The sequence below is a fragment of the Cohnella sp. GCM10027633 genome (assembly GCF_042675445.1).
GTDB lineage: Bacteria > Bacillota > Bacilli > Paenibacillales > Paenibacillaceae > Cohnella.
In genome coordinates this window covers 151,610-175,995 of record NZ_JBHTGV010000001.1, presented here as the reverse complement: position 1 = coordinate 175,995, position 24,386 = coordinate 151,610, and the positions used below count along the sequence as shown (strand labels likewise).

The 24,386-nt window shown below is 57.5% G+C and carries 18 protein-coding genes; all 18 read left to right on the top strand.

The annotated features are described in order from the left end of the window. The first annotated feature begins 133 nt into the window (after nt 1-133). The 18 genes from ACFQZG_RS00690 (at nt 134) to ACFQZG_RS00605 (ending at nt 24,385) form a co-directional block, all read left to right on the top strand. Complete coding sequence (locus ACFQZG_RS00690) at nt 134-1,585, top strand: spore germination protein (RefSeq protein ID WP_378149130.1); 1,452 nt, start codon at nt 134-136, stop codon at nt 1,583-1,585. 16 nt (nt 1,586-1,601) lie between these two features. Next, on the top strand, nt 1,602-2,696 hold the full coding sequence (locus tag ACFQZG_RS00685) for a GerAB/ArcD/ProY family transporter (RefSeq protein ID WP_378149129.1): 1,095 nt from the start codon (nt 1,602-1,604) through the stop codon (nt 2,694-2,696). Beyond that, complete coding sequence (locus ACFQZG_RS00680; protein ID WP_378149128.1) at nt 2,693-3,769, top strand: Ger(x)C family spore germination protein; 1,077 nt, start codon at nt 2,693-2,695, stop codon at nt 3,767-3,769. Before ACFQZG_RS00685 ends, ACFQZG_RS00680 begins: the two co-directional genes overlap by 4 nt. A gap of 82 nt (nt 3,770-3,851) precedes the next feature. After that, nucleotides 3,852-5,150 carry an epoxide hydrolase family protein gene (locus ACFQZG_RS00675; RefSeq protein ID WP_378149126.1) on the top strand — a complete coding sequence of 433 codons (1,299 nt, stop codon included), beginning with the start codon at nt 3,852-3,854 and terminating at the stop codon, nt 5,148-5,150. Between the two features lie 20 nt (nt 5,151-5,170). Further along, complete coding sequence (locus ACFQZG_RS00670) at nt 5,171-6,661, top strand: spore germination protein (RefSeq protein ID WP_378149124.1); 1,491 nt, start codon at nt 5,171-5,173, stop codon at nt 6,659-6,661. Nucleotides 6,662-6,678: 17 nt separating this feature from the next. Further along, nucleotides 6,679-7,785 carry a GerAB/ArcD/ProY family transporter gene (locus ACFQZG_RS00665; RefSeq protein WP_378149122.1) on the top strand — a complete coding sequence of 369 codons (1,107 nt, stop codon included), beginning with the start codon at nt 6,679-6,681 and terminating at the stop codon, nt 7,783-7,785. Then, nucleotides 7,782-8,933, top strand: a complete 1,152-nt coding sequence (locus ACFQZG_RS00660; protein ID WP_378149120.1) for a Ger(x)C family spore germination protein — start codon at nt 7,782-7,784, stop codon at nt 8,931-8,933. The genes ACFQZG_RS00665 and ACFQZG_RS00660 overlap by 4 nt, the downstream gene beginning before the upstream one ends. A gap of 89 nt (nt 8,934-9,022) precedes the next feature. Further along, nucleotides 9,023-10,114, top strand: a complete 1,092-nt coding sequence (locus tag ACFQZG_RS00655; protein ID WP_378149119.1) for a copper amine oxidase N-terminal domain-containing protein — start codon at nt 9,023-9,025, stop codon at nt 10,112-10,114. Between the two features lie 111 nt (nt 10,115-10,225). Beyond that, a complete protein-coding gene (locus tag ACFQZG_RS00650) occupies nt 10,226-11,167 on the top strand; it encodes a hypothetical protein (protein ID WP_378149118.1) in 942 nt (313 codons plus the stop codon). A gap of 214 nt (nt 11,168-11,381) precedes the next feature. Further along, a complete protein-coding gene (locus ACFQZG_RS00645) occupies nt 11,382-11,861 on the top strand; it encodes a hypothetical protein (RefSeq protein WP_378149117.1) in 480 nt (159 codons plus the stop codon). Nucleotides 11,862-11,971: 110 nt separating this feature from the next. Continuing rightward, complete coding sequence (locus tag ACFQZG_RS00640) at nt 11,972-12,850, top strand: ABC transporter permease (RefSeq protein ID WP_378150415.1); 879 nt, start codon at nt 11,972-11,974, stop codon at nt 12,848-12,850. Continuing rightward, complete coding sequence (locus tag ACFQZG_RS00635) at nt 12,844-13,704, top strand: carbohydrate ABC transporter permease (protein ID WP_378149116.1); 861 nt, start codon at nt 12,844-12,846, stop codon at nt 13,702-13,704. The genes ACFQZG_RS00640 and ACFQZG_RS00635 overlap by 7 nt, the downstream gene beginning before the upstream one ends. A 68-nt stretch (nt 13,705-13,772) precedes the next feature. Next, nucleotides 13,773-15,335: an extracellular solute-binding protein gene (locus ACFQZG_RS00630; protein ID WP_378149114.1), complete on the top strand. Its 1,563-nt coding sequence runs from the start codon at nt 13,773-13,775 to the stop codon at nt 15,333-15,335. Between the two features lie 84 nt (nt 15,336-15,419). Further along, a complete protein-coding gene (locus ACFQZG_RS00625; RefSeq protein WP_378149113.1) occupies nt 15,420-17,162 on the top strand; it encodes a sensor histidine kinase in 1,743 nt (580 codons plus the stop codon). Nucleotides 17,163-17,178: 16 nt separating this feature from the next. Then, a complete protein-coding gene (locus ACFQZG_RS00620; protein WP_378149111.1) occupies nt 17,179-18,663 on the top strand; it encodes a response regulator transcription factor in 1,485 nt (494 codons plus the stop codon). A 24-nt stretch (nt 18,664-18,687) separates the two neighbouring features. Further along, nucleotides 18,688-20,430 (top strand): FAD-dependent oxidoreductase, encoded by a 1,743-nt coding sequence (locus tag ACFQZG_RS00615; RefSeq protein ID WP_378149109.1) that lies wholly within the window; start codon nt 18,688-18,690, stop codon nt 20,428-20,430. After that, a complete protein-coding gene (locus ACFQZG_RS00610) occupies nt 20,427-22,817 on the top strand; it encodes a family 78 glycoside hydrolase catalytic domain (protein ID WP_378149107.1) in 2,391 nt (796 codons plus the stop codon). Before ACFQZG_RS00615 ends, ACFQZG_RS00610 begins: the two co-directional genes overlap by 4 nt. Then, nucleotides 22,814-24,385: an MGH1-like glycoside hydrolase domain-containing protein gene (locus ACFQZG_RS00605; protein WP_378149105.1), complete on the top strand. Its 1,572-nt coding sequence runs from the start codon at nt 22,814-22,816 to the stop codon at nt 24,383-24,385. The genes ACFQZG_RS00610 and ACFQZG_RS00605 overlap by 4 nt, the downstream gene beginning before the upstream one ends. Nucleotide 24,386 lies beyond the last annotated feature (1 nt).

Genomic DNA, 24,386 nt, shown 5'->3' with positions numbered 1-24,386 from the left:
CATAACGAACGAGTCATACCGAATGTGCGTAGGGAGCCCGCGATTTCGCGGGCTTTTTCGCATGGCGCGTATATCCGGTCCGATCCGCGAGGGAAACTAACCGAACCGATATTGCCCCGAGAAGAGGGATCGCATGACGAAGTCGCCGCGGCTATGGGACAGGTTGAGCGAATCGATGGATTTCGTCCGTTACGAGCACAAGGCGGGCAACGATACGTACTTCGTCGGTTATTACCGCACGCTGGTCGACCTGGTCATCCTGCAGGACCATATTCTCGAATGGATCGGCAACGATCAAGGCCGAACGTTGGAGTCGCTGTTCCCGCTCATTCCGATAGCGGTGAAGGAGCTGACTTCGGATCGGGAACGGATCGAGAGCAAGCTCCTGCAAGGTTACGTCGCCGTCCAACGAGGCGGATCGGACGAGCAATGCCTGCTCGTCCAAGCGGACGTCGCGCACGGGCGATCCGTCACGAAAACGGACAACGAGTTCACGGTCGAAGGGCCGAAGGAAGCGTTCGTGGAGATGATGGACGTCAACTTGAACATGGTGCGCAGACGGCTTCCCGTTCCGGAGCTTCGAATAAAGGAAGTCACCCTGGGAAGCCTATCCAAGACGAAACTTGCGGTCTGTTACATAGATGGCATTACGAACGAACAGCTCGTCGATACGTGCATGCAACGGCTGCAAGCGATCGAATTCGATATCGTTCCGGAGATTACCGTCGTTCAGCAATTGATCGAAGACCGGTCCAATTCCATCTTTCCGCAACTGTTCGGCACGCAGAGGCCGGACCGGGTTTCCTGGAGCCTAGGCATCGGGCAAGTGTGCGTATTCCTGGACGGTTCGCCGACCGCGCTCGTCGGTCCGGCGAATTTGGGCTTCTTCTTCACCTCGTACGAAGATTATTTCCTCCCCTGGATCATCGGCTCCGTCTTGCGGCTAGTCCGGATGGCGGCCGTCGTGTTCTCCGTGCTCGCCTCGTCCTTATACGTTGCCATTATGACCTATCACGGCCAATCGATTACGAATACGTTCCTGCCGACGATCGTCTCGTCCCGGATCGGCGTGCCGTTCCCGCCGTTCGTCGAGGTCATGATCATGGAACTCGTCATTACGCTTCTCTACGAAGCGGGCTCGAGATTGCCATCCAAGATCGGACAGACGATCGGCATCGTCGGCGGCATCGTGCTCGGCACGGCCGCGGTCGAGGCCGCGCTCACGAGCAACTTCCTGTTGATCATCGTCGCGATGGCGGCATTGGCTTCGTTCACGACGCCGGTGTTCCGAATGAGTTCGACGATCCGTACGCTTCGGTTTCCGTTCATTGTCGCGGCGCAAGTGTGGGGGCTGCTCGGGATTGCTATCTGCGGCGTGGCCGTCGTAATCCACCTGCTGCGTTTAACGTCGTTCGGGATGCCGTATCTGGTCCCTTATTACCCGTATCGCCAATCCGACTTCGCCGATTCGATCATCAGGGCGCCTTATTCCAAGTTCCATCATCGGCCGAGCTTCCTTCGGACGCGGAATCCCGTCAGATTCGATCGGAACAAGGCGAAGCTCAAGAACGATATCGACGAATAATGCGGGAGGGGTAACGGTGTCATCTACGATTAGCCCTAAGCACACCGTCTCGCCGTATCTCGTGTTCGCGCTCGTTCATACGATGCAATTCGGATTCGGCTTCCTGTTCATGTCGGTACAGCCGATCCGTTACGCGGGCCAGGACGCTTGGATCGCCGTGCTCCTAAGCGGCGTCAGCTTCCACGTCGTTCTATGGATGATGTATCGCATACTCAATCGCCACGACACGGATCTGATCCATATCCATCGCCGATTGTTCGGCAGGTACGCGGGGGCTTTTCTGAACTTCATCTTCGCCGCGTACTTCCTAACGATCGCCGTTCATCACTTGCGGTTGTACATCGAGATCGTCCAAGTATGGATCTTCCCCGATCTACGGACGTGGACGCTGGCGCTGGTTTTGCTGCTGATCGTCTATTACTTGGTGTCGGGAGGCTTCCGGGTCGTCGTCGGCATCTGTTTTCTAAGCTTGCTGCATCATATTCTCGGGATATGCTGGTTTTTTCCCGGGCCTTTCTTCCATGTCGGCAACATGCTCCCGATGATGGACCACTCGCTAAGCGAGCTTCTGAAGGCTTCCAAGGAGTTGACGTTCCCGTTCCTCGGCGTCGAGATGCTGTTCTTCTATTATCCCTTCATCAAGAACGCGAAGAAGTCGGAGAAGTGGGCGCATTGGGGAAACGCGACGTCGACGGTCTATTATCTGGCGCAAATCTTCTTCTCCTTGTTCTTGTTCAAATACGAAGAGCTTAGGACGCTCATCTGGCCGGAGCTGATCAAGTTCACGTTCGTCATGTTCCCGTTCGTCGACCACTTCGAATTCATCGGCGTAACCTCGTGGATTCTTCGCTTCGTTCCGATCGCCGGACTATGCCTGTGGGCGTCCAGCCGTATCGTCAAGCTCGACTTCAAAGCGAAGCAAACGACGGCGCTTCCGATCCTGCTCGCGCTCGCGCTCGTCGCCGTATGCTTCATCCCCGGGCGCGACGGCGTCGAGGCGACTCAAATCGCCGTGACGAGAATCGGATTCGGCATCGTCTACTTCTACGTTCCTCTGTTGTTCCTCTATGACACCGTCAGAACGAAAGCGAAAGCGGGCAGATCAATATGATACGGCTCATCCTCGCGATACCGGCGATCCTCCTCTTGTTAACGGCTTGCGTAAGGGAAGAGATCTTGGACAGGCAGACGTTGTTCATCGCCTGCGCGATCGACGAAGCACCTGACGACGGCATCGAATTGACGATCGCGGCACCGAAATACGCGTCCGGCAAATCCAAAGCCGCCACGGACGTCACGCTCTCGAATATCGGCCGTACGAGCTTGGGAATCAAAGAGATCATGGCCAACCGTACGGAAACGCCGATCAGCTTCGGCAAGCTGTCGGTCGTCTTGTTCGGCCGTCCGCTCGCGACGAACGGCTTGCGGCACGAACTCGACGAGTTATTACGCTATCCGCGCACGTCCCGCAAGATGCTGCTGGCCGTCGTAGACGGCAAGGCCGGACCGCTGCTGGAGTCGGGCTTCAGCAAGGAGCGGGAGAAGGGGATGTTCTTGCTGCATCTCCTTCGGACGAACGAGAAGCAAGGCTTGACGCCCGTCCTGAATTTGCACGAATTCAACTATGCTTATGTCGGTCAAGGCATGGATCCATACTTGCCGCTGCTTACGATTACGAAGGACGAAGCGACGATTAGCGGAATTGCGCTGTTCAAGGGCGACAAACTCGTCGACACCCTCGACGTCAAACAGATGCGGCTGATGACCTTGTTGCTGAATCGCGTCAATCATGGCGCGTTCGAGGCCAAGGATGAGCGCGGCAACGACGCGGTCATGTTGAATCGCCGGTCGAGAGCGAAATATCGGCTCTTCGCGGGGCCGAACGGACCCGGCGTTACGATCGATCTGGCCATACGCGGAGAAATCGCGGAGACGCAAGGCGAACGGCTTACCGAGCAATCGCTGAATAAGCTCGAAGAGCGATTCGAGGCCGAGCTTGGAGCGATGGGAACGGGGATCATCCGCAAATTCCAGCAGAAGGGGATCGATCCGCTCGGCCTCGGCGAATTCGTGAGAAGCCGCACGAGAGGGTGGCGCGAAGCGGAATGGATGGCGCGGTACAGAGCGTTGAACGTTCGCTTGAACGTGGACGTGAAGCTGGTGGAGACCGGAATCATGAAGTGAGCGGCGAATAAGAATCGCGCATCGGTTGGAACCTATTGGAAAGCTAACCAATGATGAAATTCCGAATGGAGCGTCGAATCGCATGAACAACAGAATCCGGTATCGCTCGGCCATCCTCGTGGCTCTATCCCTCTTCCTGACTGCATTCGCTCAGCCGCAGCAGCTATCGCTAGCGAACAGACCCCCTGGCAACGATGCCGTTCGCCCGTTCCAGGTTAAGGTTCCGGAGAAGGAGCTCTCCGATATGGTCAGACGAATCAAGGAGACCAAATGGCCGGACAAGGAGACGGTCAAGGATTCGTCGCAAGGCGTGCCGCTGGCCACGATGCAACGGCTCGCGCGCCATTGGGCGACCGATTACGATTGGCGCAAAGCCGAAGCGAAGCTGAACGCTCTGCCGCAATTCGTTACCGAGATCGACGGGGAAGACATCCATTTCATCCACGTCCGTTCTCCCCATAAGAACGCGCTGCCGATCATCATCACGCACGGTTGGCCGGGTTCCGTCCTCGAGCTGATCAAGCTGATCGGCCCGCTGACAGATCCGACCGCTTTCGGCGGCCGAGCCGAAGACGCTTTCGACGTCGTCATTCCGTCATTGCCGGGTTACGGCTTCTCCGGCAAGCCGACGAAGACCGGCTGGGGACCCGAGCGGATCGCCCGAGCTTGGGCGAAGCTGATGGATCGACTCGGTTATACGCGGTACGTTGCGCAAGGCGGAGACTGGGGAGCGATCATCGTCGATCAGATGGGCTTGCAGAAGCCGGAGGGGTTGCTTGCGATCCACACCAACATGCCCGGCGCCGTGCCCGCCGACATCGACAAGGCGATCAGAAACGGAGAACCGGCGCCGGCGGGATTAACAGCCGAGGAACGACGAGCCTATGAGCAGTTGGTCAGAAGCACGAAGGAATTAGAGTACGCCAAGTTCATGGGGTCGCGCCCGCAGACGTTGTACGGCATCGCCGATTCCCCCGTCGGCCTGGCTGCGTGGTTGCTCGACCACAACGACGGCGAAGGGCAACCGGCAGGAGCGATCGTCGAAGCGTTGAACCGGACGCATAGCGACACAGGCGAATTGACCCGCGACGAGATTCTCGACAACATTACGCTCTATTGGCTGACGAACACGGGAGTATCTTCATCCAGACTTTATTGGGAGAATAAAGACGGCTTCTTCACCGCGAAAGGCGTAACGATTCCGACGGCCGTGAGCGCATTCCCGCACGAGATCTACCAGGCTCCGCGGAGCTGGACGGAGCAGGCTTACCCTAATCTCATCTACTTCAATAAGCCCGACAAAGGCGGCCACTTCGCCGCGTGGGAGCAGCCGCAGCTGTTCGCCGAAGAACTGCGCGCCGCGTTCAAGTCTCTTCGCTAACGAAGGAGGAACCAACATCCGTGTCTAACCGCGGGCAAGATCGCGTTCAATTGCACGACGACCTGAACGAAACCTTCGGCGACGACGCGGATTTCGTATCCAGGACGATCCCCGTCCCGAGCGGCCGGTCCGACATCAACGTGCACTACATCGAGACGCTGATAGACGACGAGAAGTTGAACGAATTCGTCATCGTAAGGCTGCAGGATGCGCATGCGGAGCTACGCGGATCCGCCGCGGCCGACGACTTGGACCGAATCCAATCGACCGTCTTATCCGTTGCGAAAGTCTACCGTTCCGATAAGCGGGAGCAGCTCGTGCAAGCGATACTGACAGGCCAAGTCGCGTTAACGATTAATGGCATTAATGATGCTCTCGTGATACCGTTGCCTAAGCGCGAAGAAGCCGAAGTATCGGAGACGGAGCCGTCCATTCAGAGCGGCAACGAAGCGTTCACGACCAGCATGAGCAAGAATTATAACCTGTTAAGACTTCGGTTGCCTTCCACGAAGCTCATGTTCAGACAGATGGAGATCGGACGGACCTCCCACACGAAAGTCAGGGTCGCGTGGCTGAACAACGCAGCCAAGCCCCAGGTCGTCGAGGAGCTCTGCGGGAGACTCGACCGGATCGACGTCGACGTCGTTCATTCGATCTCCGTCCTCACCGAGCTTACGGAGGACAACCCTCTGTCCCTATGGCCTCAATATAAGCTGACCGAACGAGTGGACGTAACCGTCGCCAACATGGCCGAAGGTCGCGTCGCGATTCTGTGCGACGGTTTTCCGTTCGTTATCGTCGTACCGCTGTTGGTCCTGCAAGAATTCCAGACGCCCGACGATTATTCGCAGAAGTGGCTATTCAGCTCGATCATGAGAATGACGAGGATAGGCGCCTTCGTCCTATCTTCGACCTTGTCTTCGTTGTACGTGTCGTTCGTCGCCTACAACCATTCCATCATGCCTCCGTCGTTAGCCATTCGAATATCGGCGGGAAGAAGCGAAGTCCCGTTCCCCTCCGTGATCGAGGTGCTGCTCATGACGTTCATGATCGACGTGCTGAAGGAAGCCGGCATACGGCTGCCCAAAGGATTAGGGCAGAGCATCGGCTTCCTCGGAGCGGTCGTCATCGGCCAATCCGCGGTGGAAGCGGGTTACGTAAGCCCGGTCGTCATCATTATCGTCGCCATATCCGCGATCTCGAGCTTCGCGCTGCCGTCCATTAACCTTACCAATATGTCGCGAGTAACCAACTATTTGCTTATCATTCTAGCGACGTTATTAGGGCTCTTCGGCGTCATCATCGGCTTGGTCTACTTGCTATGGAGACTCGTTAGCTTGCGTTCGCTCGGGGTATCGATTTCCCACCCGATGGATGTCGGCAGAATCAGCTTGATGAAGGATATGTTGATCCGATCGCCGGTCTGGAAGCTCAGAGCTCGTCCGAACGTATTGTCCGATAACGAGAAGACGATGGGAGACCGTACCGGCAAGCCGGATCCCAACGCGTAGAGAGGAGGGCGGGGAGCATGCTTCGGAAGCAGAACATATCGCGTATGCAAGCCGTATTCCTGACCTTCGCGAGCGCTTACGGCGGCGTGTTCTTCTATCATTCCTACATCGCGAGCGTGGCGGGGAGAAGCGCGTGGATCGCGGAGCTCTTAAGCGGGTTCGTCAACATCGCGTTCGTGCTCTGGGTATTGGGCGTGGCCAAGAACCATCCCGGGAAAAACATTTTCCAGCTTATCGAGCAATTCGGCGGCAAGTGGATCAGCAAGCTGTTCGTTATCGCTTACGTCGCGTTAAACGTCGCCTTGTCCTCCATGCTGTTAATGATGTGCGGGGGATTAGTGAAGACGATCGCGTTGCACAACACGCCGATGTGGGTCCCGATGATGCTGATGATCGGCATGTCGCTGTTGATCGCGGGCAGCGGGATCGAGAATTTAGCCAGGTTGAGCGCCGTACTGGAATTTATTCTATTCGGCCTCATGTTCACACCGGTTCTCGTCATCGGGGTATTGACTCAATTCGACGTCGCGAACATCCTCCCGATATGGGATTGCGACGTTCCATACTTCCTAAGGGCCGTATTATTGGCGGGAGGGGGGCACTCCGAAGTGGTTCTGTTCCTGTTCGTCATGGTGGAATCGTTACACCGACCGGGCAAACACTTCACGTCGCTAACCGCGGGATTGCTGGTGTCCGTCGTCTTCATGCCGGGGATGGCGTCTTTCTTGTTCTCGGCCGCCATCTCTCCGGAGGAAGCTTCCAGAATCGCGTTCGCGGGCGTCAATGTCGCGTTCTCGATCACGATCGGGAAGTTCATCTCGGGATTGGAAATCTTCATCTTCATTCCGTACGTCGTCATCACCATATTGAAGCTGTCCGGCAATTTCTACAGCAGCTGGGTCGCTTCGGAAACCGTCATGAGACGAAGCTCCAAGATCGTTCTCCTCATCCTCGCACTAGTAACTTTCATCCTCGCGCTCAACATCCGCTCCTTCAACCAAGCCTTTTACGCGTACATCGAAGTCATTCAATACGGTACGTACCCGTTCTATATCGTCGTTCTGTCCGCGGTGTCCGTTCTTCTATTGGCCAGAGGCAAAAAGGCGGTATCGATGAAATCATGAGCGAAGCGAAATGGTTACGACTCGTTCTCGTCATGGTCGCGTTGACCGCGATGACCGGCTGCTGGGACTATAAAGAGTATGAAAGCATGGCCTTGGTACGCACGATCGGCATCGACGTGGACAAGAGCGGGAAGTTTCTGCTGACCTACGAGATCATTAAGACTCACGAATCGAACATGGACGGAAACAAAGCCAAGGAAGTCGTCCAAGGAGCGGGGAAAACGCTCACGGAAGCGTTCGATAACCTGCAGACCGTCGTGCCGGAGGAATTGTTCTTGGGCTATGCCACTTCCGTCATCATCAGCGAAGACGCGGCCAAGCGGCACTTAAGAACCATCATGGACTTATTGTTCATCAATCCGAGCATGAGAGAGTCCGTGTTCCTGGCCTTTACGAAAGATAAGCCCGAGGAGATTCTGAAGCTGTCGATCGGCAAGTCGGATCTTCTGGTCGGGGAATCGTTAGTCGATTTCTTCAAAATATCGAAGAGCGTCGGCGTATCCTTCCCGGTCCGATTAAGGGAGTTCAATAAAATGCTGATGGCTGAAGGCGTAGAACCCGTCGCTCCGTCTTTGCGAATCGACGGGAACGGCAAGCTCAAGCTATCGGATATCGTCGTGTTCGACGGGTTCAAGCCGGCAGGCGTTCTCGACGGGGAACAGAGCAAGGGCTTGGCTCGCATCGTGAATCTCGATATTCAAGAAAGGCCTTCCATTACGATACAAGCGCCCGGCACCGGCCATTCGGTAACCGCCGTATTCAGAATTAGCGATAACCGATCAAGAATCAGAACCGTAGCCGGGAAGGATGCTCCCGAAGCGTTCATCAAGACGAAAGCGAACGCGACGATGATCCAGATCGGCGGCGATATCGAAGCGATCACGCCGGACATCCTCCGCGCATGCGAGCGGGAACTTGAACGTTTGGTGAAATCGGAGATCGAAGCCGCGATCGCCAAAGCGCAAAAAGAGTACAAATCCGACTTTCTCGGCATCGGGCAAATCGTCTATCGGCAGCATCGCGGCCAATGGAAAACGAACTATAAACCGAAGTGGGACGACGTGTTCCCCAAGGTTCCGATTCATGCCGACGTTAAGATCAAAGTATTGAATTCGGGAACGAAGGTCGTTCCGTTAAGCGAACAGTGAGCCCTGGAACAATATGGACGCCTGCAACTATTCTCTCGCAGCCTTCGTTTAAGGTTTCGATCACAGCTTAGAGAGGCAGGTTATCCACCATGTTCAAGAAAACGATCGCAACGACCGCATTGGCATCCATCCTGTTGACGCCGTCCTTATTCGGCGCTCCGGCGCAAGCCCAGGCGGACGCCTCCGGCTATACCGTCGTCAAATCCTTCTCCCTCAAGGGGAATTCCGCAGCGTATATGGATCATAACAACGTCATGGTTCCGATTCGCGATGTCGCGCAAAGTCTCGGTTGGACGATCAAATGGGACGGAAAAGCCCAAGAGGTCAAGCTCGCGAAAGGCAATCAAGTCATCCGGCTGTTCCCGAACAAAATACGCGGAACGATCGGCGACGGCGAACCGTTCTTGCTGACTTCGCCAGTCGCGATGAAGAAGGGGACGACTTACGCGCCGTTGAGAGTGCTTACCGCCCGCATGGGGGGAGTAACGTTGTGGGACGCGAAGTCCGGAACGGCATCCATCGCGATTCCGGATTCGTCGATCCGGCTTGCGTACGACTTCGTCAAAGATGACGGAGGCTGGAAGACGGGCGTCGCGGATCTCCCGGTCGATTATCAGAGCCAAGACTTCCAGATCAAGACGAAGGTTGACGCGGTTAAGCTCGCCGACGGCACGACGGTTCGCGGCATGCTGCTCGGCGGCATGAACCGCAGCGACGACCTGTTCTTGTACATGACCAAGAAGCTCAGCGGTACCGACGGCTTGAAGCCGAACACGACGTACGAAGTGAAGCTGCGGTTCGATCTCGCTACCGAAGAAGCGGATGGCTCCTTCGGAGTCGGAGGGAGCCCCGCTTCCTCGGTATACGTCAAGGCCGGCGTCGTCGGCAAGGCGCCTGCCGTCGTCAAGGACGACTCGGACGCGAGCATGCCTTACTATCGCTTGAATCTCGATAAGGGCAACCAGTCGACGGACGGCAAAGATGTCGCGCTGCTCGGCAACGTCGCTAAGCCGAACGCCGACAAGAGCGGATTCCAGTTGAAGAAATTCGAACGCACGTTCACGGCGAAGAGCAACGCGGCCGGCGAGTTGTACGTTATTCTCGGCACCGACTCCGGTTACGAAGGGCTGCAGACGCACTACTTCACGAACATCGACTTGACGCTTGAGGCGAAGAGTTAATAGGGTTAAATAAGCAAAGAACCTGGATCTTTCATCCAGGTTCTTTGCTTATTCGCATATCGATGTATAATGGTGGATAAAAACTCGAACGCGAAACGAGGAGTCCGGGCGATGTCGACGACGGGAAACGAAGCGAATCTATCTCGCATTTTGCGCGAATTGGGAAAGGAAGATTGGGTCGGCGCGTTAGCGGAGCGGTTATCCGGCTCCGACTTCAACACGCTGATGCTCGAAATCTATAAAGCGAGAACACGCCGATCGACGCCGGCCGAGCTGCTCAAGCAATACGAGGGCAATCGGTTCGTTCATCCCGCGGCCGTCGACCCGTTGCGGCTGAAGCAGCTCGAGCTGGATCTGTTGACGATCGCGCGAGCGCATCGGTCCGAACCGATTCAACTGTCTCCCGCGGCGCCGCTCGGCTCTTGTTCCGTCGTCGGTCCCGTCGATCAGAACAAGGTGATCTCCGCTTCCAGAGGGACGGAAGTCGTCGCGGATGCGACCAACTTGCTGGCGCTGCACGTTTGCCGTCTGCTGAAGTCGAAGGAAAGAAGCCATCGGGACGAGTTCATCCGATTCGCGACGACGCATCGGCACGTCAGAGCGCAATACTTCGGCGCCGCTCCGGGAATGCTGCCGCATTTTCACGTCTTCTGCATGGTGACCGCGGGTTCGGACACCGGGTCTTACGCGTTCGAAATTCCGTCGTTCTGGGAGCATATCCTGGTCTATCGCGACATCTTCGGAACGTTGTTCGGGGCCGAGATCGAGATCAGGCTTAGCGGACGGGCGGGGTATAAGGACGGCGAAGGATTGCTGAGCAGAATCGTCAAGGAAGGCGAAGGAAGATCTATCGACGTCGCGACTAAGCTCATCGAACCGAACCTCGGCAACGATTATTACAAAGGGCTGCAATTCACGATTGTAGCGAGGATCGGAGGACAGGAGCTTCCGATCGGAGACGGAGGCTACGTCGACTGGCCGCAACGGATGTTAGGGAACAAGAAGGAGAGGATGCTCATCAGCGCGATCGGGTTGGACCGGTTGCTTCAGTGAGAACCCGCGCGAATCGGACAATGTAAGTCCGTTATATTTCCGCCGGTATTAACAAATTCTATATCCGATTCTATCAAGCAGCCGACAACGGCTGCTTTTTGCCTATCGCGGCGGCACGGCAATAACTGCCAGGTTGAGTTTTCGTCGATCAATGAACTTTTCGCGCGCCGGCTTTCTCTTATCTAGGAGAGGGGGGAGAACAGGATGGTAAGACGTGACGGAGCCGATTTCTCTTGCTTCGCCATCGGACCGATCGATACGCGTTAAGGGCGAGAAGCTATGGGTTCGCAGCGTAACGCCGACCGAATCCGGCTATGATATCGTCGTCGCGCGCAAGCAATTCACGTTGCCGGATACAGACGGCTTATCCGTACGGGCAGGCGGCAAGCGCGTACCCGTATCCGCGATATCCGCGTCGCGTCCTTGGGATCTGGGGAACGGCAACGTCTTATGGAAGCAGACGTATTCCGTTCAAAGCGCGATCGAACCATCGCCATTCCGGTCGCCAAGCCATAAAACGACTGTCGCGTCGTTATACGAATTTCCGAAAGCCGTAGCAGCAGGCGGCCCGCTCATCGCGGGCTGCTTTTTTCTCGTTCCGAACACAACGATTTTTGTATGCGGATTCGTGCGTTCGCGTACCGGAGCAGGAATCACAAAATTTGTCGCATCAACAACCCAAATCCGTCCATGATGCGAAATCGCGCCGGCTGATATGCTTAGCCTAAGCAAACGACACGGAAAGGGAGCGACACCTTGCACAACGTACTTACGAAACATAAACGGCTCGCCGGGCTGTGGCAGATGCGCGCGCTATACGTCATGCTTCTTCCGGGGCTGATCTGGTTCTTGATCTATCGCTATTGGCCGATGTACGGCGTAACGATCGCGTTCAAGGATTACGGCATTATGGACGGGCTGCTCGCCAGCCCATGGGCGGATCCGTGGTACAAATACTTCAAAATGTTCTTCGATTCTCCGTACTTCTCGCAATTGCTGACCAACACGCTTCTCATTAGCGGCTATAAGCTCGTGTTCGGAATGATCCCGCCGATCTTGATGGCGATTCTATTGAACGAATGCCGAATCGGTTGGTTCAGACGATGGGTGCAGACGCTGACGTACATGCCGCACTTCCTGTCTTGGGTCATCGTCTACGGCATCGTAATCTCCTTGTTCTCCGAAAGCTCGGGGCTGATCAACCGCTGGATCGTCGAGCTCGGGGGAGACGCGATCGCGGTCCTGACTTCTACCGACTTATTCCGGTCGCTGCTCGTCGGATCCGACATCTGGCAGAATCTCGGGTGGGGCGCGATTATCTATCTGGCGGCCATCGCCGGCATCGATCCGACGCTGCACGAAGCCGCGAACGTAGACGGAGCGGGAAGGCTGCGCGTCATCTGGCACATCATTCTGCCCGGCATTCGAGGAATCATCGTCCTGATGCTCATCTTGCGGCTCGGTCACGTGATGGACGCGGGCTTCGAGCAAATCTACGTCATGTATAACCCGCAAGTGTATCCCGTCGCCGACATCCTGGATACGTGGGTATACCGCACCGGCCTGGAACAGATGAGCTTCAGTCTCGCGGCGGCCGTCGGATTGTTCAAATCGGCGATCGGTTTGGTGCTCGTTATCTTGTCCAATTCGCTCGCGAAACGTTGGGGGGGCGGCATATGGTAAAAGCCAAACGGGACTACTTCTTCGATACGGCGATCGTCGTCCTGCTGGGGTTATCCGCTCTCGCGGCGGTGTTCCCGCTCCTGTACGTCTTGATCGTATCGATCACGCCGTATACGGAGCTCGTCAAGAACGGCGGATTCGTGCTCATTCCGAAGAAGCTTTCCTTCAGCGCCTACGAAGGGTTGTTCCAGCAGACGGGCATGACGAGGGCGTTCATGATCAACGTGTTCATTACCGTCGTCGGAACGATCGTCAACATGGTTCTCACGACGCTCATGGCGTATCCGCTCAGCAGAAGGAAGCTGTACGGCCGCACCGCGATTCTGCTCGTCGTCGTGTTCACGATGCTGTTCCAAGGCGGTCTTATTCCGACTTACCTCGTCGTGAAGGACACGGGGCTGCTCAACACGGTGTGGGCGATGATCGTGCCGAACGCGATATGGGGCTTCAACATTCTGATCATGAAAAGCTTCTTCGAATCGTTGCCGGAAGAATTGTTCGAATCGGTGAAGATCGACGGGGCGGGCGAGAGCCGAACCTTGCTGCAATTGGTTCTGCCGCTGTCGCTTCCGAGCATGATGACCGTCGGACTGTTCTATATGGTGGGCCATTGGAACGAGTTGTTCCAGGCGGTGCTGTACATTACCGATTCGGACCTGCATCCGCTGCAAGTGTTCGTCCGCAACATCTTGATGCAGAACCAGATGAACGAGATCGTCGTCGACGTGACGCTGCCGGCGCAATCGCTGCAGATGGCCGCCGTCGTGACGGCGAGCTTGCCGATCATCCTCGTGTACCCGTTTATCCAGAAATATTTTTCCAAAGGGATGCTTCTCGGCTCGATTAAGGGCTAATCGCGATTGAACGCAAGGCAAACGCCTTGATTCAATATATAATCATACTCATAGAGAGGTTGGGTTACATGAGCAGAAAATGGGTTGGGGGCTCAATGTCCGCCGTATTGCTTGGAACGCTGCTCGCGGGATGCGGCGGAGGAAACGACAATAACGACGCGAAGGAGCCTGCGGCAAGTCCGTCGGCGTCCGCCTCGGCTCCAGCGCCGAGCCAGTCGGAATCGGCCGCGCCGGAAGCCGGCGAGAAGATCAAGATCGAAGCGCTCAAAGTCGGCTGGGGAACGAAAATGCCGGCGGACGACTTCGTGAAGAAGAACCTCGACGAGAAGCTGAACATCGATCTCGAGCTCACGTTGCCGGGCAACACGGACGAAGTGAAAAATCAGCTGAGCACCCGCATCGCCGCGAGCGATCCGCCGGACATCATGGAGCTCGTCGATCGCAATCATCTGCTTCAATTGGCCAATATGGGCGCGCTGCTCGATCTGACGCCGTATCTGAACGACCTGCCGAACGTGAAGCAGCTCGCGACGGAAGAAGGCCTCAAGAAAGGCGTCGTGAACGGCAAGACGTACGCTCTTGCCAAAGCGCCGACGCTGCTCACCCAGTCGTATTGGATACGCAAAGACTGGCTAACGAACTTGAACCTGCCGATGCCGACGACGTTCGACGAACTGCTGGAAGTCGCCAAGGCGTTCGCGGAGAAAGATCCGGACGGCAACGGCAAGAAGGACACGCTGGGCATGACGGCGCAAGAATGGCTCGCGTTCAATCCGATCTTCGGCTCCTACGGCGTCGGAAGCTCGTATAAGGACATCTATATCAAGGACGGCCAAGCGATCTCGGCCGTATACGACCCTGCATATCGCGACGCGCTCGCGTCCGTCAAGAAACTGCTGGATGCCGGCGTCGTCGACCCGGAACTGTTCTCGAACAAAGGGGCGGTACCGCGGGATAAGGCGATCACGGGGCAAGCGGGCATCATCTACACCGACTTCGAGCTGTTCCGGGACGAGCACGCGGCTTCCATCAAGGCGGCCAACCCGAACGCGGAATGGGCCATTGTTCCGTCTCTCACGGGACCTGGCGGACAATTCGAGAGCTCGTACGACCTCGGGGGCTCTTCCGGCTTCGTCGCGCTTCCGAAGAGCTTGGATAAAGATCCGGACAAGGTGAAACGCATCCTTCAACTGCTGGACCACGTCTCCCACGACGAAGGACTCCGATTGGTCGAGTACGGACTCGAGGGCACGCATTTCACGTTGAAAGACGGCAAGGCGGAAGTCACCGACAAAATCACGGAGTCGTCGTACAGCTGGGTGTATCAGTTGATGGGACGTCCGGAGAAGGAATACTTGTCGACCAAGTTCCCGAAACAGGCGCCGCAAATTCAAGAAGCCGCCGCGAAGCCTCGCCTGAACGTGTACAACGGCTTCATCGATCCGCCGGCGACGGTTAACTTGGCCGATGCGCAACGCTTCATGAACGACGAGCTGCTGAAGTTCGCGTTCGGCAAATCCCCGATGAGCGAATACGACAAGTTCTTGTCCACGCTCGATACGACGTACGGCTACAAGCAGTATATCGAAGAAGCGAACAAGCAATTGAAAGCGCTCGGATTTCTGAACTAAGAGGAAGCGAAGGGGAGCCGTGCTGCCCTTCGCTCTCTTTGCTACTTTGACGCACAACCGATCCCGTCTGGAGGAAACCCATCGATGCTTGCAGCGCTGTCCAGGCTCGTCCCGAGAACGATCAAACACAAGCTGTTCGCCGCGTTCGTGCTTCTGATCTTCGTGCCGTTGCTCGTGCTCCAGTTGAGCATGTACGACAATACCGAGACGTTGATCCGTCACAGGGTCAGCGAGCAGAACAGCGTGCAAATGGAACAGGTTCGGCAAAACTTCGAAAGCATGAGAAGCTTCATGCTGACGTCCGTCGTTACGCTGGAATTAATGCTCAGACAACAAGAGACTTTCGACGAAGCGAACGAGCTGACGGAAACCGAACGCGGCCAAATCGTTACGGATAACCTGCGCAGGCTCAAGGATCTGAACGAGCTTAACAGCGCTCAACTGACCTTCACGGTGCTGGATCTGAATGGACATGCGTATACGGATGGGGATCCCGCTTCCGTATCGGATTACGCCAAGCTGCGCGATGAGAGCGGATTCCGCGCGATCTCGGCGGGTGAAGTCAAATACGTATGGGAGAGCGAAGCCACGAGCGCGAACGCGAGCACCAACGAGCTGTCGTTGTACGCGGTGCTGGAGGATGACGGGCGCGCCGTCGCGATGGTGCACGTCGCTTTCCGTTTCGAGGAGTGGCTGCGGGCGATCGCCAAGGAGTTCGCCGTATTCCAGGACTACTACATTCTGGACGAGAAGGGCGCGACTCTCGCCAGTACGAAGTTCCGCGAACTGGATTCAGCGATCTACCGCGACGTCGTATTGACCGGCGATTGGAACGGCAAGCGTTCCCCGCATAACACGGTCATCAAGGTCGGCGAGCTGCCGTCTCTCGGGTGGACGATCGTGAGCAGCTTCCCGATGGAAATTTACTTCGGGGATTTGCACCAGCAGCAGATCCGATACCTGCTTACCTTCATCGGCATCATGCTGGCGTTCGTCTTGATCACGTTCATTCTGCTCAGACGCATTACCCGGCCGCTTCACTTGCTGGAGAGGCGCATGTCCGAGACGGTCGAGAAGCAGTTCACGGCGGGAATCAACGAGAAGCCTTACCAGGGAGAGATTCTGTCGTTGTCCCGCACGTTCAACCGGATGCTGCGCGACATGCAGGCCCTCGTGTCCAAGATCAAACGGGACGAGAAGCAGAAGGAAGCGCTTCGTTATCAGAGTCTGATCGCGGTCATGAATCCGCATTTCCTGCTGAACACGTTGAATACGGTGAAGTGGCTGGCCATGCGGAAGAACGAACAGGAGATCGCCCTCATCTGCGTGAAGCTCGGCGTGCTGCTGGAGACGAGCTTGAATACGGACGTCGAGCTGATCCGGGTCGGCGAGGAGCTCGAGCTCATTCGCGCCTACGAGACGATCCAACGGAACAGGCATCTGCATCCGTTCGACGTCCGTTACGAAGTCGGAGCGGATCTCGATCATGCGCTGCTGCCGAAGATGACGCTTCAGCCGCTCGTCGAGAACGCGATCATTCACGGGTTCTCGGGACTGGAGAAGGAAGGCTCGATCGTCATTCGCATAAGCTCGGAGGACGGACGGCTCGTGCTGGACGTCGAGGATAACGGGATCGGTATGGAGAAGTCCGCACGGGCGGTACGGATTCGCCAAAGAACAAGCATCGGCTTATCGAACTTAAGGGAACGGTTGCAATTGCTGTTCAAATCGGAAGCGTCGCTAGATACGGCATCGGACGACGCGGGAACGCGCGTCCGCATCGTCGTTCCGCTGCTCGTCGCCAAGCCGTACGAATCCGCCAACTGACCAGGAGGTGTCCGCGATGTGGAAGGTCGTCATCGTAGAGGATGAAGCGTTCGTGAGAGACTCCATCAAACAAATGATCCCGTGGGCGAAGCTCGGGTTCGCGTTGGCGGGAGAGGCCGGCAACGGGGAAGACGGACTCGCTCTCGTGGAGGAAGTGCGGCCGGACGTCGTCATCACCGACATCATGATGCCGAAGATGGACGGCGTCATGATGCTGAAGGCGGCCAGGGAAGGGGGCAGCGAGGCTCGCTTCATCATGCTGACGTGCATGAACGAGTTCGAGTACGCCCGCTTGGCGCTCGAATACGGAGCCAGCAGCTATATCCTGAAGCTGTCGATGACGATCGAAGCGCTGCAGGACGCGCTCGGCAAAGCGACCAAGGAATTGTCGGCAAAGACCGCGCGTTCCGCCGAACGGGAGCGGGAGATGTACGAAGCGATCTATGACAAGCTATGGCGGGAATTCCGCACATCGGCTTTCGCGAACGACCGCGCGGAGGACTCGCGCCAGAAGCCGCTGCTTCCGTACGTTTCCATCTTCTGCGCGTTCGATGGAGAATTAGAGCCGACGGGAGAGGCGGGGCTGCCGGCAGGAATAGCGGCGTCGCCCGGCGAGCATGCGGTCGCTCACGCGTATCGTTCCGACGGACTGACGACCTATTTCGTCTGGAGCAACGCGCAAGGCACAACGATGCCAAGCGGGGGAAGCGAAGCCTCGCCGTTATCGTACGTCTATCGGCTCGACGTACCGGGCGACCGGCTGGCGCATGAATGGTTCGGCGCGCTGCGGCACATGGACGCGATCTGGTATGGACGGGAACGGGGACCGATTCGCGTCGCGGATTCGGCATTGGTAGAACCGGAAGCCCGGATGCCGGAAGGCCGGAAGTCGAACTGGGGAGAATGGCTAGCTTGTTTCGAGCACGTCAAGACGGCCGACGGCTTGCGTCTGCTCGCCCAGGAGTGGGCCGATATGGAGCGGAGAAGCTTGCCGATGCCGCTCGTGAAGGACCACGCGTCGCAGCTCGTTCGTCTACTGGAGCAGTACGTCCGCATGACGCCAGAGCTATACGTAAGCGTGACGACCGCCGCATCCCATTTGCAACTGCTGGCGCGCATGGAACGCATCGTGTCCGTCGCGATGGACGATATCGTGAAAGACCGGTCCGCCTACACCGACCATTCGGAGATCAACAAGGTGATCGGCTACATTCACACGCATTACGATAACAACATTACGCTCCGCTCGATGGCGTCGTTCGTCTCCCTCGACGAGAGCTATCTAAGCAGCCTGTTCAAGAAGAAGACGGGCGTCAGCCTCATTCATTACGTCCAGCAAGTTCGGATCGACCGGGCCAAGCAACTGCTCGCCGAGGGCAAATCCGTCAATCAGGCGGCGGAGCTCGTCGGCTTCGTCGACGACAGTTATTTCATTAAAATATTCAGACGGTTCGAGAACAGGAGCCCTGCGGAATTCAAGAGACACCTGGCGGACCGTTGAACGACAGATAAGGGAGAGACCCGTATGCAGCAGAAGACGCACCGAACGCAGTTATGCATCGTCGGCGGAGGGATGGCCGGCATGATCGCGGCCATCTCGGCGGCCAGACGCGGAGTCAAGGTCGTGCTCGTGCACGATCGGCCGGTACTCGGAGGCAACGCCTCCTCCGAGATTCGAATGAACATCGGCGGCGCCCACGGACGCAACAATCGCGAATCCGGGCTGCTGGAAGAGATCGAATTGGAGAATCTGTATCGCAATCCTTCGCCGAGCTTCTCGATCTGGGACAGCGTCCTGTACGAGAAAGTACGCTTCGAACCTAATATAACGTTATTGCTGAATTGCAGCTGTACGGGATCAACGATGGACGGTACGTCGATCCGCTCGATCACGGGCTGGCAATTAACGACCGAGACGTGGCACACCGTCGAAGCGGACTACTTCGCGGACTGTTCGGGGGACGGCATTCTCGCGCCGCTCACCGGCGCCGAATATCGGATCGGCAGAGAAGCCTCGAGCGAATTCAACGAATCGATCGAGCCCGACGTCGCGGACGAGAAGACGATGGGCCTTAGCTGCCTGTTCCAAATTCGCGAGACGGACCGGCCGCAGACGTTCATCCCGCCGGCGTGGGCGCATACGTTCATGAGCGACGACGATCTGCCGCATCGACCGCACGATAAACGGACGAACTTCTGGTGGATCGAGCTCGGAGGCGATCGCGACGCCATACACGATGCGGAAGAACTTCGGGACGAGCTGCTGAAGATCGTGTTCGGCGTCTGGGACCATATGAAAAACCGCGGAGAACACGGCGTCGACAATTGGGTCATCGACTGGATCGGATACTTGCCCGGCAAACGCGAGAGCCGCCGTTACGTCGGCGATTACGTATTGACGCAGAACGACATCGAGGCGGAAGGCAGGTTCGACGACCTCGTCGCCTACGGCGGCTGGAGCATGGACGACCACTTCCCGGAAGGCTTCCATTACCGCGGCGGTCATCCTACGATCTACCACAAAGCGCCTTCGCCGTACGGCATTCCGTATCGGTGCCTGTACTCCAAGAACATCGACAACTTGTTCTTCGCGGGCAGGAACATCAGCGTCACGCACGCGGCGCTCAGCTCCACGCGGGTTATGGGCACCTGCTCCTTGCTCGGTCAGGCGATCGGCACGGCCGCCGCGATCGCTGTCAAGGAAAAACTGTCTCCGCGGGGCGTATATGAATCGCAAATCCGCCAATTGCAAGACATGCTGATGGAAGACGACTGCTATCTTCCTTGGCAGCTCAGGGCGGCGTCCAAGCTTACGCGGTCTGCCCGTTTGACGGCGTCGAGCGGCGACGCGGAAGCGCTAAGGAACGGCGTGGACCGCACGCTCGGACAAGACGATAACGGATGGACGGGAAGCGTCGGGGATTGGATCGAATACCGGTTCGACCGGGAAGAGCCGATCCGCGAGGTGCGGCTCGTGTTCGACAGTAACCTGAACCGGGTCATACGCAACATGCCTAACAGCTACCCGTTGAACAACCGTTCGTGGCACGTACCGAAGTCGATGGTCAAGGACTTCCGAATCGAGTATTTGCAGGAAGACGGAAGGTGGACGGAATTGCTGAGCGTGACGAACAACTACCAACGGCTTCGTAAATTCCAAGTCGACGTCTCGGCGAAGGCGCTTCGCCTTATTCCGTTAAGCACCTGGGGCGCTGAGCAGGTCCATATATTCGCCTGGGATATCCGAGACGAGGTGCACGCGGGATGAAGTGGAGCGGTCGGACGCTGTTGATCTGGGATCCTGACGAAGTCGAGACGCATTACGAGCACCCGAAGAACGCGTATTGCCATTTCCGCAAAACGTTCATCCTGCCCGAAGCGCCGATTCAAGCTACGATCAAGCTATTCGCGGATTCCCGGTACGCGTTGTACGTGAACGGACGGTACGTCGGCCGCGGGCCATGCCGCAGCGATCCCCGCATGCCATATTGCGACGAATGGGACATTCTCGACGAGCTGCGGTCCGGCACGAATGTCATCGCGGTGCTCGCGCTTCATTACGGTTACGGAACGGGACAGTCCGTTCATCGGATTCCGGCTTTAATCGCGGAGGCCGATATTCGCGCGGGGACGATAGAGCCGATCGTCGTCCCGAGCGACGCCAGCTGGCGTTGCTTGCCTGCGCCGGCTTACGACCGCGACGCCCCGCGGGTTAACGGCTGCCAAGGGCCGATCGAGATCTATGATGCCCGCCTGGAGCCTGCGGGCTGGACGGAACCGGACTTCGACGACGGCGCGTGGAAGAAGGCCAAGGGACGAGGCGCCGTCCTCTCGCCGTTCTGGAACTGGAAGGTTCGCGAGATACCGAACCTGGAGGAGGGAGTCGCTGAAGCTCGCGCGATCGTAAACTTCGGTTACGCGAAGCAGGTTGCGGAGCCCGTCCAACGGCTGCATCGTCAGATCTTCGCCGAAGAGGCGCTGATCCGGCTGACGGGCGGGCGAGTCGAGGACGGCATCGCCGATTATAAGGTCGAGCCCGATCCGGAAGAAGGGCAAGCTTCGATCGTCACGTTCGAATTTCCGGTCATGGAAGCCGGATATTTGCAACTGGATGTCACGGGCAGCGCGGGAACCGTCATCGATGCCGTCTATGCCGAAGAGCTGTGGGAAGGCAAGGCGTTGATCAACGTCGACTATTCGAGACCGATCGATCGGTTCGTACTGGCCGAAGGAAGGAACAGGCTGGAGAACGCGTTCGCATGGCGGGCGTTCCGTTACGTTCAATTCCGCGTCCGCGGCGCGAACGGACCGGTCGCGTTCCATCGCGTCGGGATGCGGACTCGCCGATATCCGATGGCTCGTACGGCGTCCATGCACAGCGGCGACGACAGGCTGAACGGCATATGGGACATCAGCGTCAGGACGCTGCGCATCTGCATGCAAGACGGCTTCCTCGATTCTTCCAGCCGAGAGCAGCAGCAGTGGATGGGAGACGGCCGCTGGCAGGCGGTGTTCAACGCGTACTTGTCGGGCGATTCCCGTCTCCATCGCAAGCTGCTCGAGCAGATCGGACAGTCGCAGGACTGGCAAGGGATGACGAAGGCGCGCTATCCGGACGGCCATCATAATTACCCGCCGATTCCTTCGTTCTGCCTCGCGTGGATCAGCGCGTTCGCCGATTACCGGACCTACGCCGGAGACGACGGATTCGTTCGGGCATGGTGGCCGAATATCGTGCTGGCGCTACGTTGGTTCGCCGCTCTCGAGAACGAGGACGGCTTGCTGGAGGACGTCCCATACTGGGCGTTCATCGACTGGGCGGAAGGACCGAAGGGACCGCTGCTCGACGATCAACGCGGCGGTATCGTCGCCCCGCTGAATCTTCAATACTTGGAAGCCTTGCAATCCGCGTGCTCGTATGCCGAGCTCGCGGGCGACCCTGAAGCAATGCGCCTGTATTCGGACAAAGCGCTCCGGTTGGGCTCCGCCATCCGGAGTCAGCTGTGGGACGAAGAGAAAGGAGCCTACGTCGACAGCAAAGTTGACGGTCATCTGAGCGCGACGGTGAGCGAGCCGACGAACGCCCTTGCGCTGCTTCATCTTCATGAAGCGGACGACGAACGCGCGCGCGAGATCTATCGGACGGTATTCAGCCCCGATACGAACGTTCGGACAGTCGCGGGGAGTCCGTACTTCATGCTGACTACGTGCAGGGCGCTTCGGAAAGTCGGCGCCGTGCCCCGTGCGCTGGAGATGATTCGAAGCCGATACGGCGCGATGCTGGATGCCGGTTCGACGACGACGTGGGAGAAGTGGACGCTGTTCCATCAAGAAGAAGACGGCCGGGTTGCCTTCTCCAGCGCAAGCCATGCCTGGGGGGCCGCGCCGATCGCGTTCGCGTTCGAAGGCTTGTTCGGGTTGCGGCCGCTCGAGCCGGGATTCCGACGATTCTCGCTTGATCCGGCTTTAGGCGCGATCGCGAACGTTCGGGCCGCGTTACCGACCGACTGCGGAGAGCTGCGGTTGGAGCTTCGCCAAGTCGGCGAGCGCGAATGGGAGCTGGAGGCGGACGTGCCGAAAGGCAGCGTCGGGCAATTCCGCGACATGACGCTGACGGAAGGCCATCATGTGCTATCGATCGGAGGAGAACGATGAGCAGAATCATAGACATCGACAGAGAGAGCTTGCCGGATACGGAAGCGAGCTTCTCCACGAACAACGAATCTCTGCAGAGGCTGTATGACCGGTGCGAGACGATGGCCAAGCTCAATATTCGGACGTTCCTGGATAAGAGAGTATTGGTGGAGGGCTCGTACTATCCGAACGTGTGGCTGGAGACGCAGCCGATGGGCGGCGAGATGTACGCGAAGCGCGATATCGAGGCGGCGCTGGGCAACCAGCTGATCTTCATGGAGAACCAGAGAGAGGACGGCAGAATTCCGGGCATGATCTCGGTCGCCGGCGGGAAGCTGCAGTCGGATTTCGCGTGGTTCCAGGGCTATTGTTTTCCGGTGCCGGCGTTAAAAATGTACTATTGGATGAAAAAGGATCGGCGGTATCTCGAATCGTTGTACGGCGTGCTGGAACGATTCGACGCCTATCTGTGGCAATACCGGGATTCCGACGGGGACGGTTGCCTGGAGACGTGGTGCGTGTGGGATACCGGCGAGGACCATTCCACGCGGCTGGCGGGCGCGCCGGATAGCTGGGACGGGGAGACCCCACCGTACGGAATCGGGAACGTGCCTTACGAATCGATGGACGTCATGGGCTATTCCTGCAACGGCAGGGACGTGCTCGCGATCATCTCGAGAGAGCTTGGCAACGGACAGGAGAGCTACTGGCGAAGGAAAGCGGACGAAGTACGGGACAAGATCAAGTCCTATCTATGGCGTCCGGAGAAGACGGCCTGTTACGACAGGGATTGCGACAACGCGTTCATGGACGTCCTCGTTCACAACAATCTGAGAGTGATGTATTACGGCGGGTTTGACCAAGAGATGGCCGATGCGTTCATCGCCCGTCATCTGTTGAATCCGGAAGAATTCTGGACGACGATGCCGTTGCCGTCCATCGCCGCGAACGATCCGCTGTTCCGGAACGTCGCTAGCAACGACTGGAGCGGACAGCCGGAGAGCCTCACGTACCAGAGGGCGATTCAAGCGCTGGAGAACTACGGGCATTACGCGGAGATTACGCTGCTTGGCCGAATCTTCATCGGCGCGCTGGAGAAGTCTTCGTTCTTCCCGCAGCAATTCGATCCGTTCACGGCGGAACCGAGCCCGGCGAAGGACGGGTACGGTCCTGCGATTCTATCGGCGTTGGAGTACATTTCACGGTTGTACGGCGTGCATATCGATAGGGAAGAAGTCTATTGGGGAGGTCTCGCGGACGGTAGCTTCGATAGAAAGTACACGCAGCGATGGGGGCATGACCGATTCACGCTCGTAAGCGGCAACGGCGAATTCAGCGGTTCGATCAACGGCAAGGAAGCGTTCCGCTCGACGAACGGCGTATGCATGAGAACGGACTTGAACGGCCGGGTACTGGCCGTCATCGGCATCGATTCGGAACCGATCGACGTACGGCTGCGCATGGAAGACCGCAGCTATGCATTCCGGATCGAACCGAACGAAGCGTATACGATAGAGAACGATCGGGCGGTACGGGCGAAGCGCGTCGCGTTCGATTATCCATTCGCGAAAGTAGAACGGGTGCGATAAG

Bases quoted from the DNA above. Each gene is read 5' to 3' on its own strand.
- ACFQZG_RS00625 (WP_378149113.1), top strand. From the start codon at position 15,420: ATGCTTGCAGCGCTGTCCAGGCTCGTCCCGAGAACGATCAAACACAAG.
- ACFQZG_RS00610 (WP_378149107.1), top strand. From the start codon at position 20,427: ATGAAGTGGAGCGGTCGGACGCTGTTGATCTGGGATCCTGACGAAGTC.
- ACFQZG_RS00615 (WP_378149109.1), top strand. From the start codon at position 18,688: ATGCAGCAGAAGACGCACCGAACGCAGTTATGCATCGTCGGCGGAGGG.
- ACFQZG_RS00640 (WP_378150415.1), top strand. From the start codon at position 11,972: ATGCGCGCGCTATACGTCATGCTTCTTCCGGGGCTGATCTGGTTCTTG.
- ACFQZG_RS00665 (WP_378149122.1), top strand. From the start codon at position 6,679: ATGCTTCGGAAGCAGAACATATCGCGTATGCAAGCCGTATTCCTGACC.
- ACFQZG_RS00605 (WP_378149105.1), top strand. From the start codon at position 22,814: ATGAGCAGAATCATAGACATCGACAGAGAGAGCTTGCCGGATACGGAA.
- ACFQZG_RS00680 (WP_378149128.1), top strand. From the start codon at position 2,693: ATGATACGGCTCATCCTCGCGATACCGGCGATCCTCCTCTTGTTAACG.
- ACFQZG_RS00630 (WP_378149114.1), top strand. From the start codon at position 13,773: ATGAGCAGAAAATGGGTTGGGGGCTCAATGTCCGCCGTATTGCTTGGA.
- ACFQZG_RS00655 (WP_378149119.1), top strand. From the start codon at position 9,023: ATGTTCAAGAAAACGATCGCAACGACCGCATTGGCATCCATCCTGTTG.
- ACFQZG_RS00690 (WP_378149130.1), top strand. From the start codon at position 134: ATGACGAAGTCGCCGCGGCTATGGGACAGGTTGAGCGAATCGATGGAT.
- ACFQZG_RS00650 (WP_378149118.1), top strand. From the start codon at position 10,226: ATGTCGACGACGGGAAACGAAGCGAATCTATCTCGCATTTTGCGCGAA.
- ACFQZG_RS00635 (WP_378149116.1), top strand. From the start codon at position 12,844: ATGGTAAAAGCCAAACGGGACTACTTCTTCGATACGGCGATCGTCGTC.
- ACFQZG_RS00675 (WP_378149126.1), top strand. From the start codon at position 3,852: ATGAACAACAGAATCCGGTATCGCTCGGCCATCCTCGTGGCTCTATCC.
- ACFQZG_RS00660 (WP_378149120.1), top strand. From the start codon at position 7,782: ATGAGCGAAGCGAAATGGTTACGACTCGTTCTCGTCATGGTCGCGTTG.
- ACFQZG_RS00620 (WP_378149111.1), top strand. From the start codon at position 17,179: ATGTGGAAGGTCGTCATCGTAGAGGATGAAGCGTTCGTGAGAGACTCC.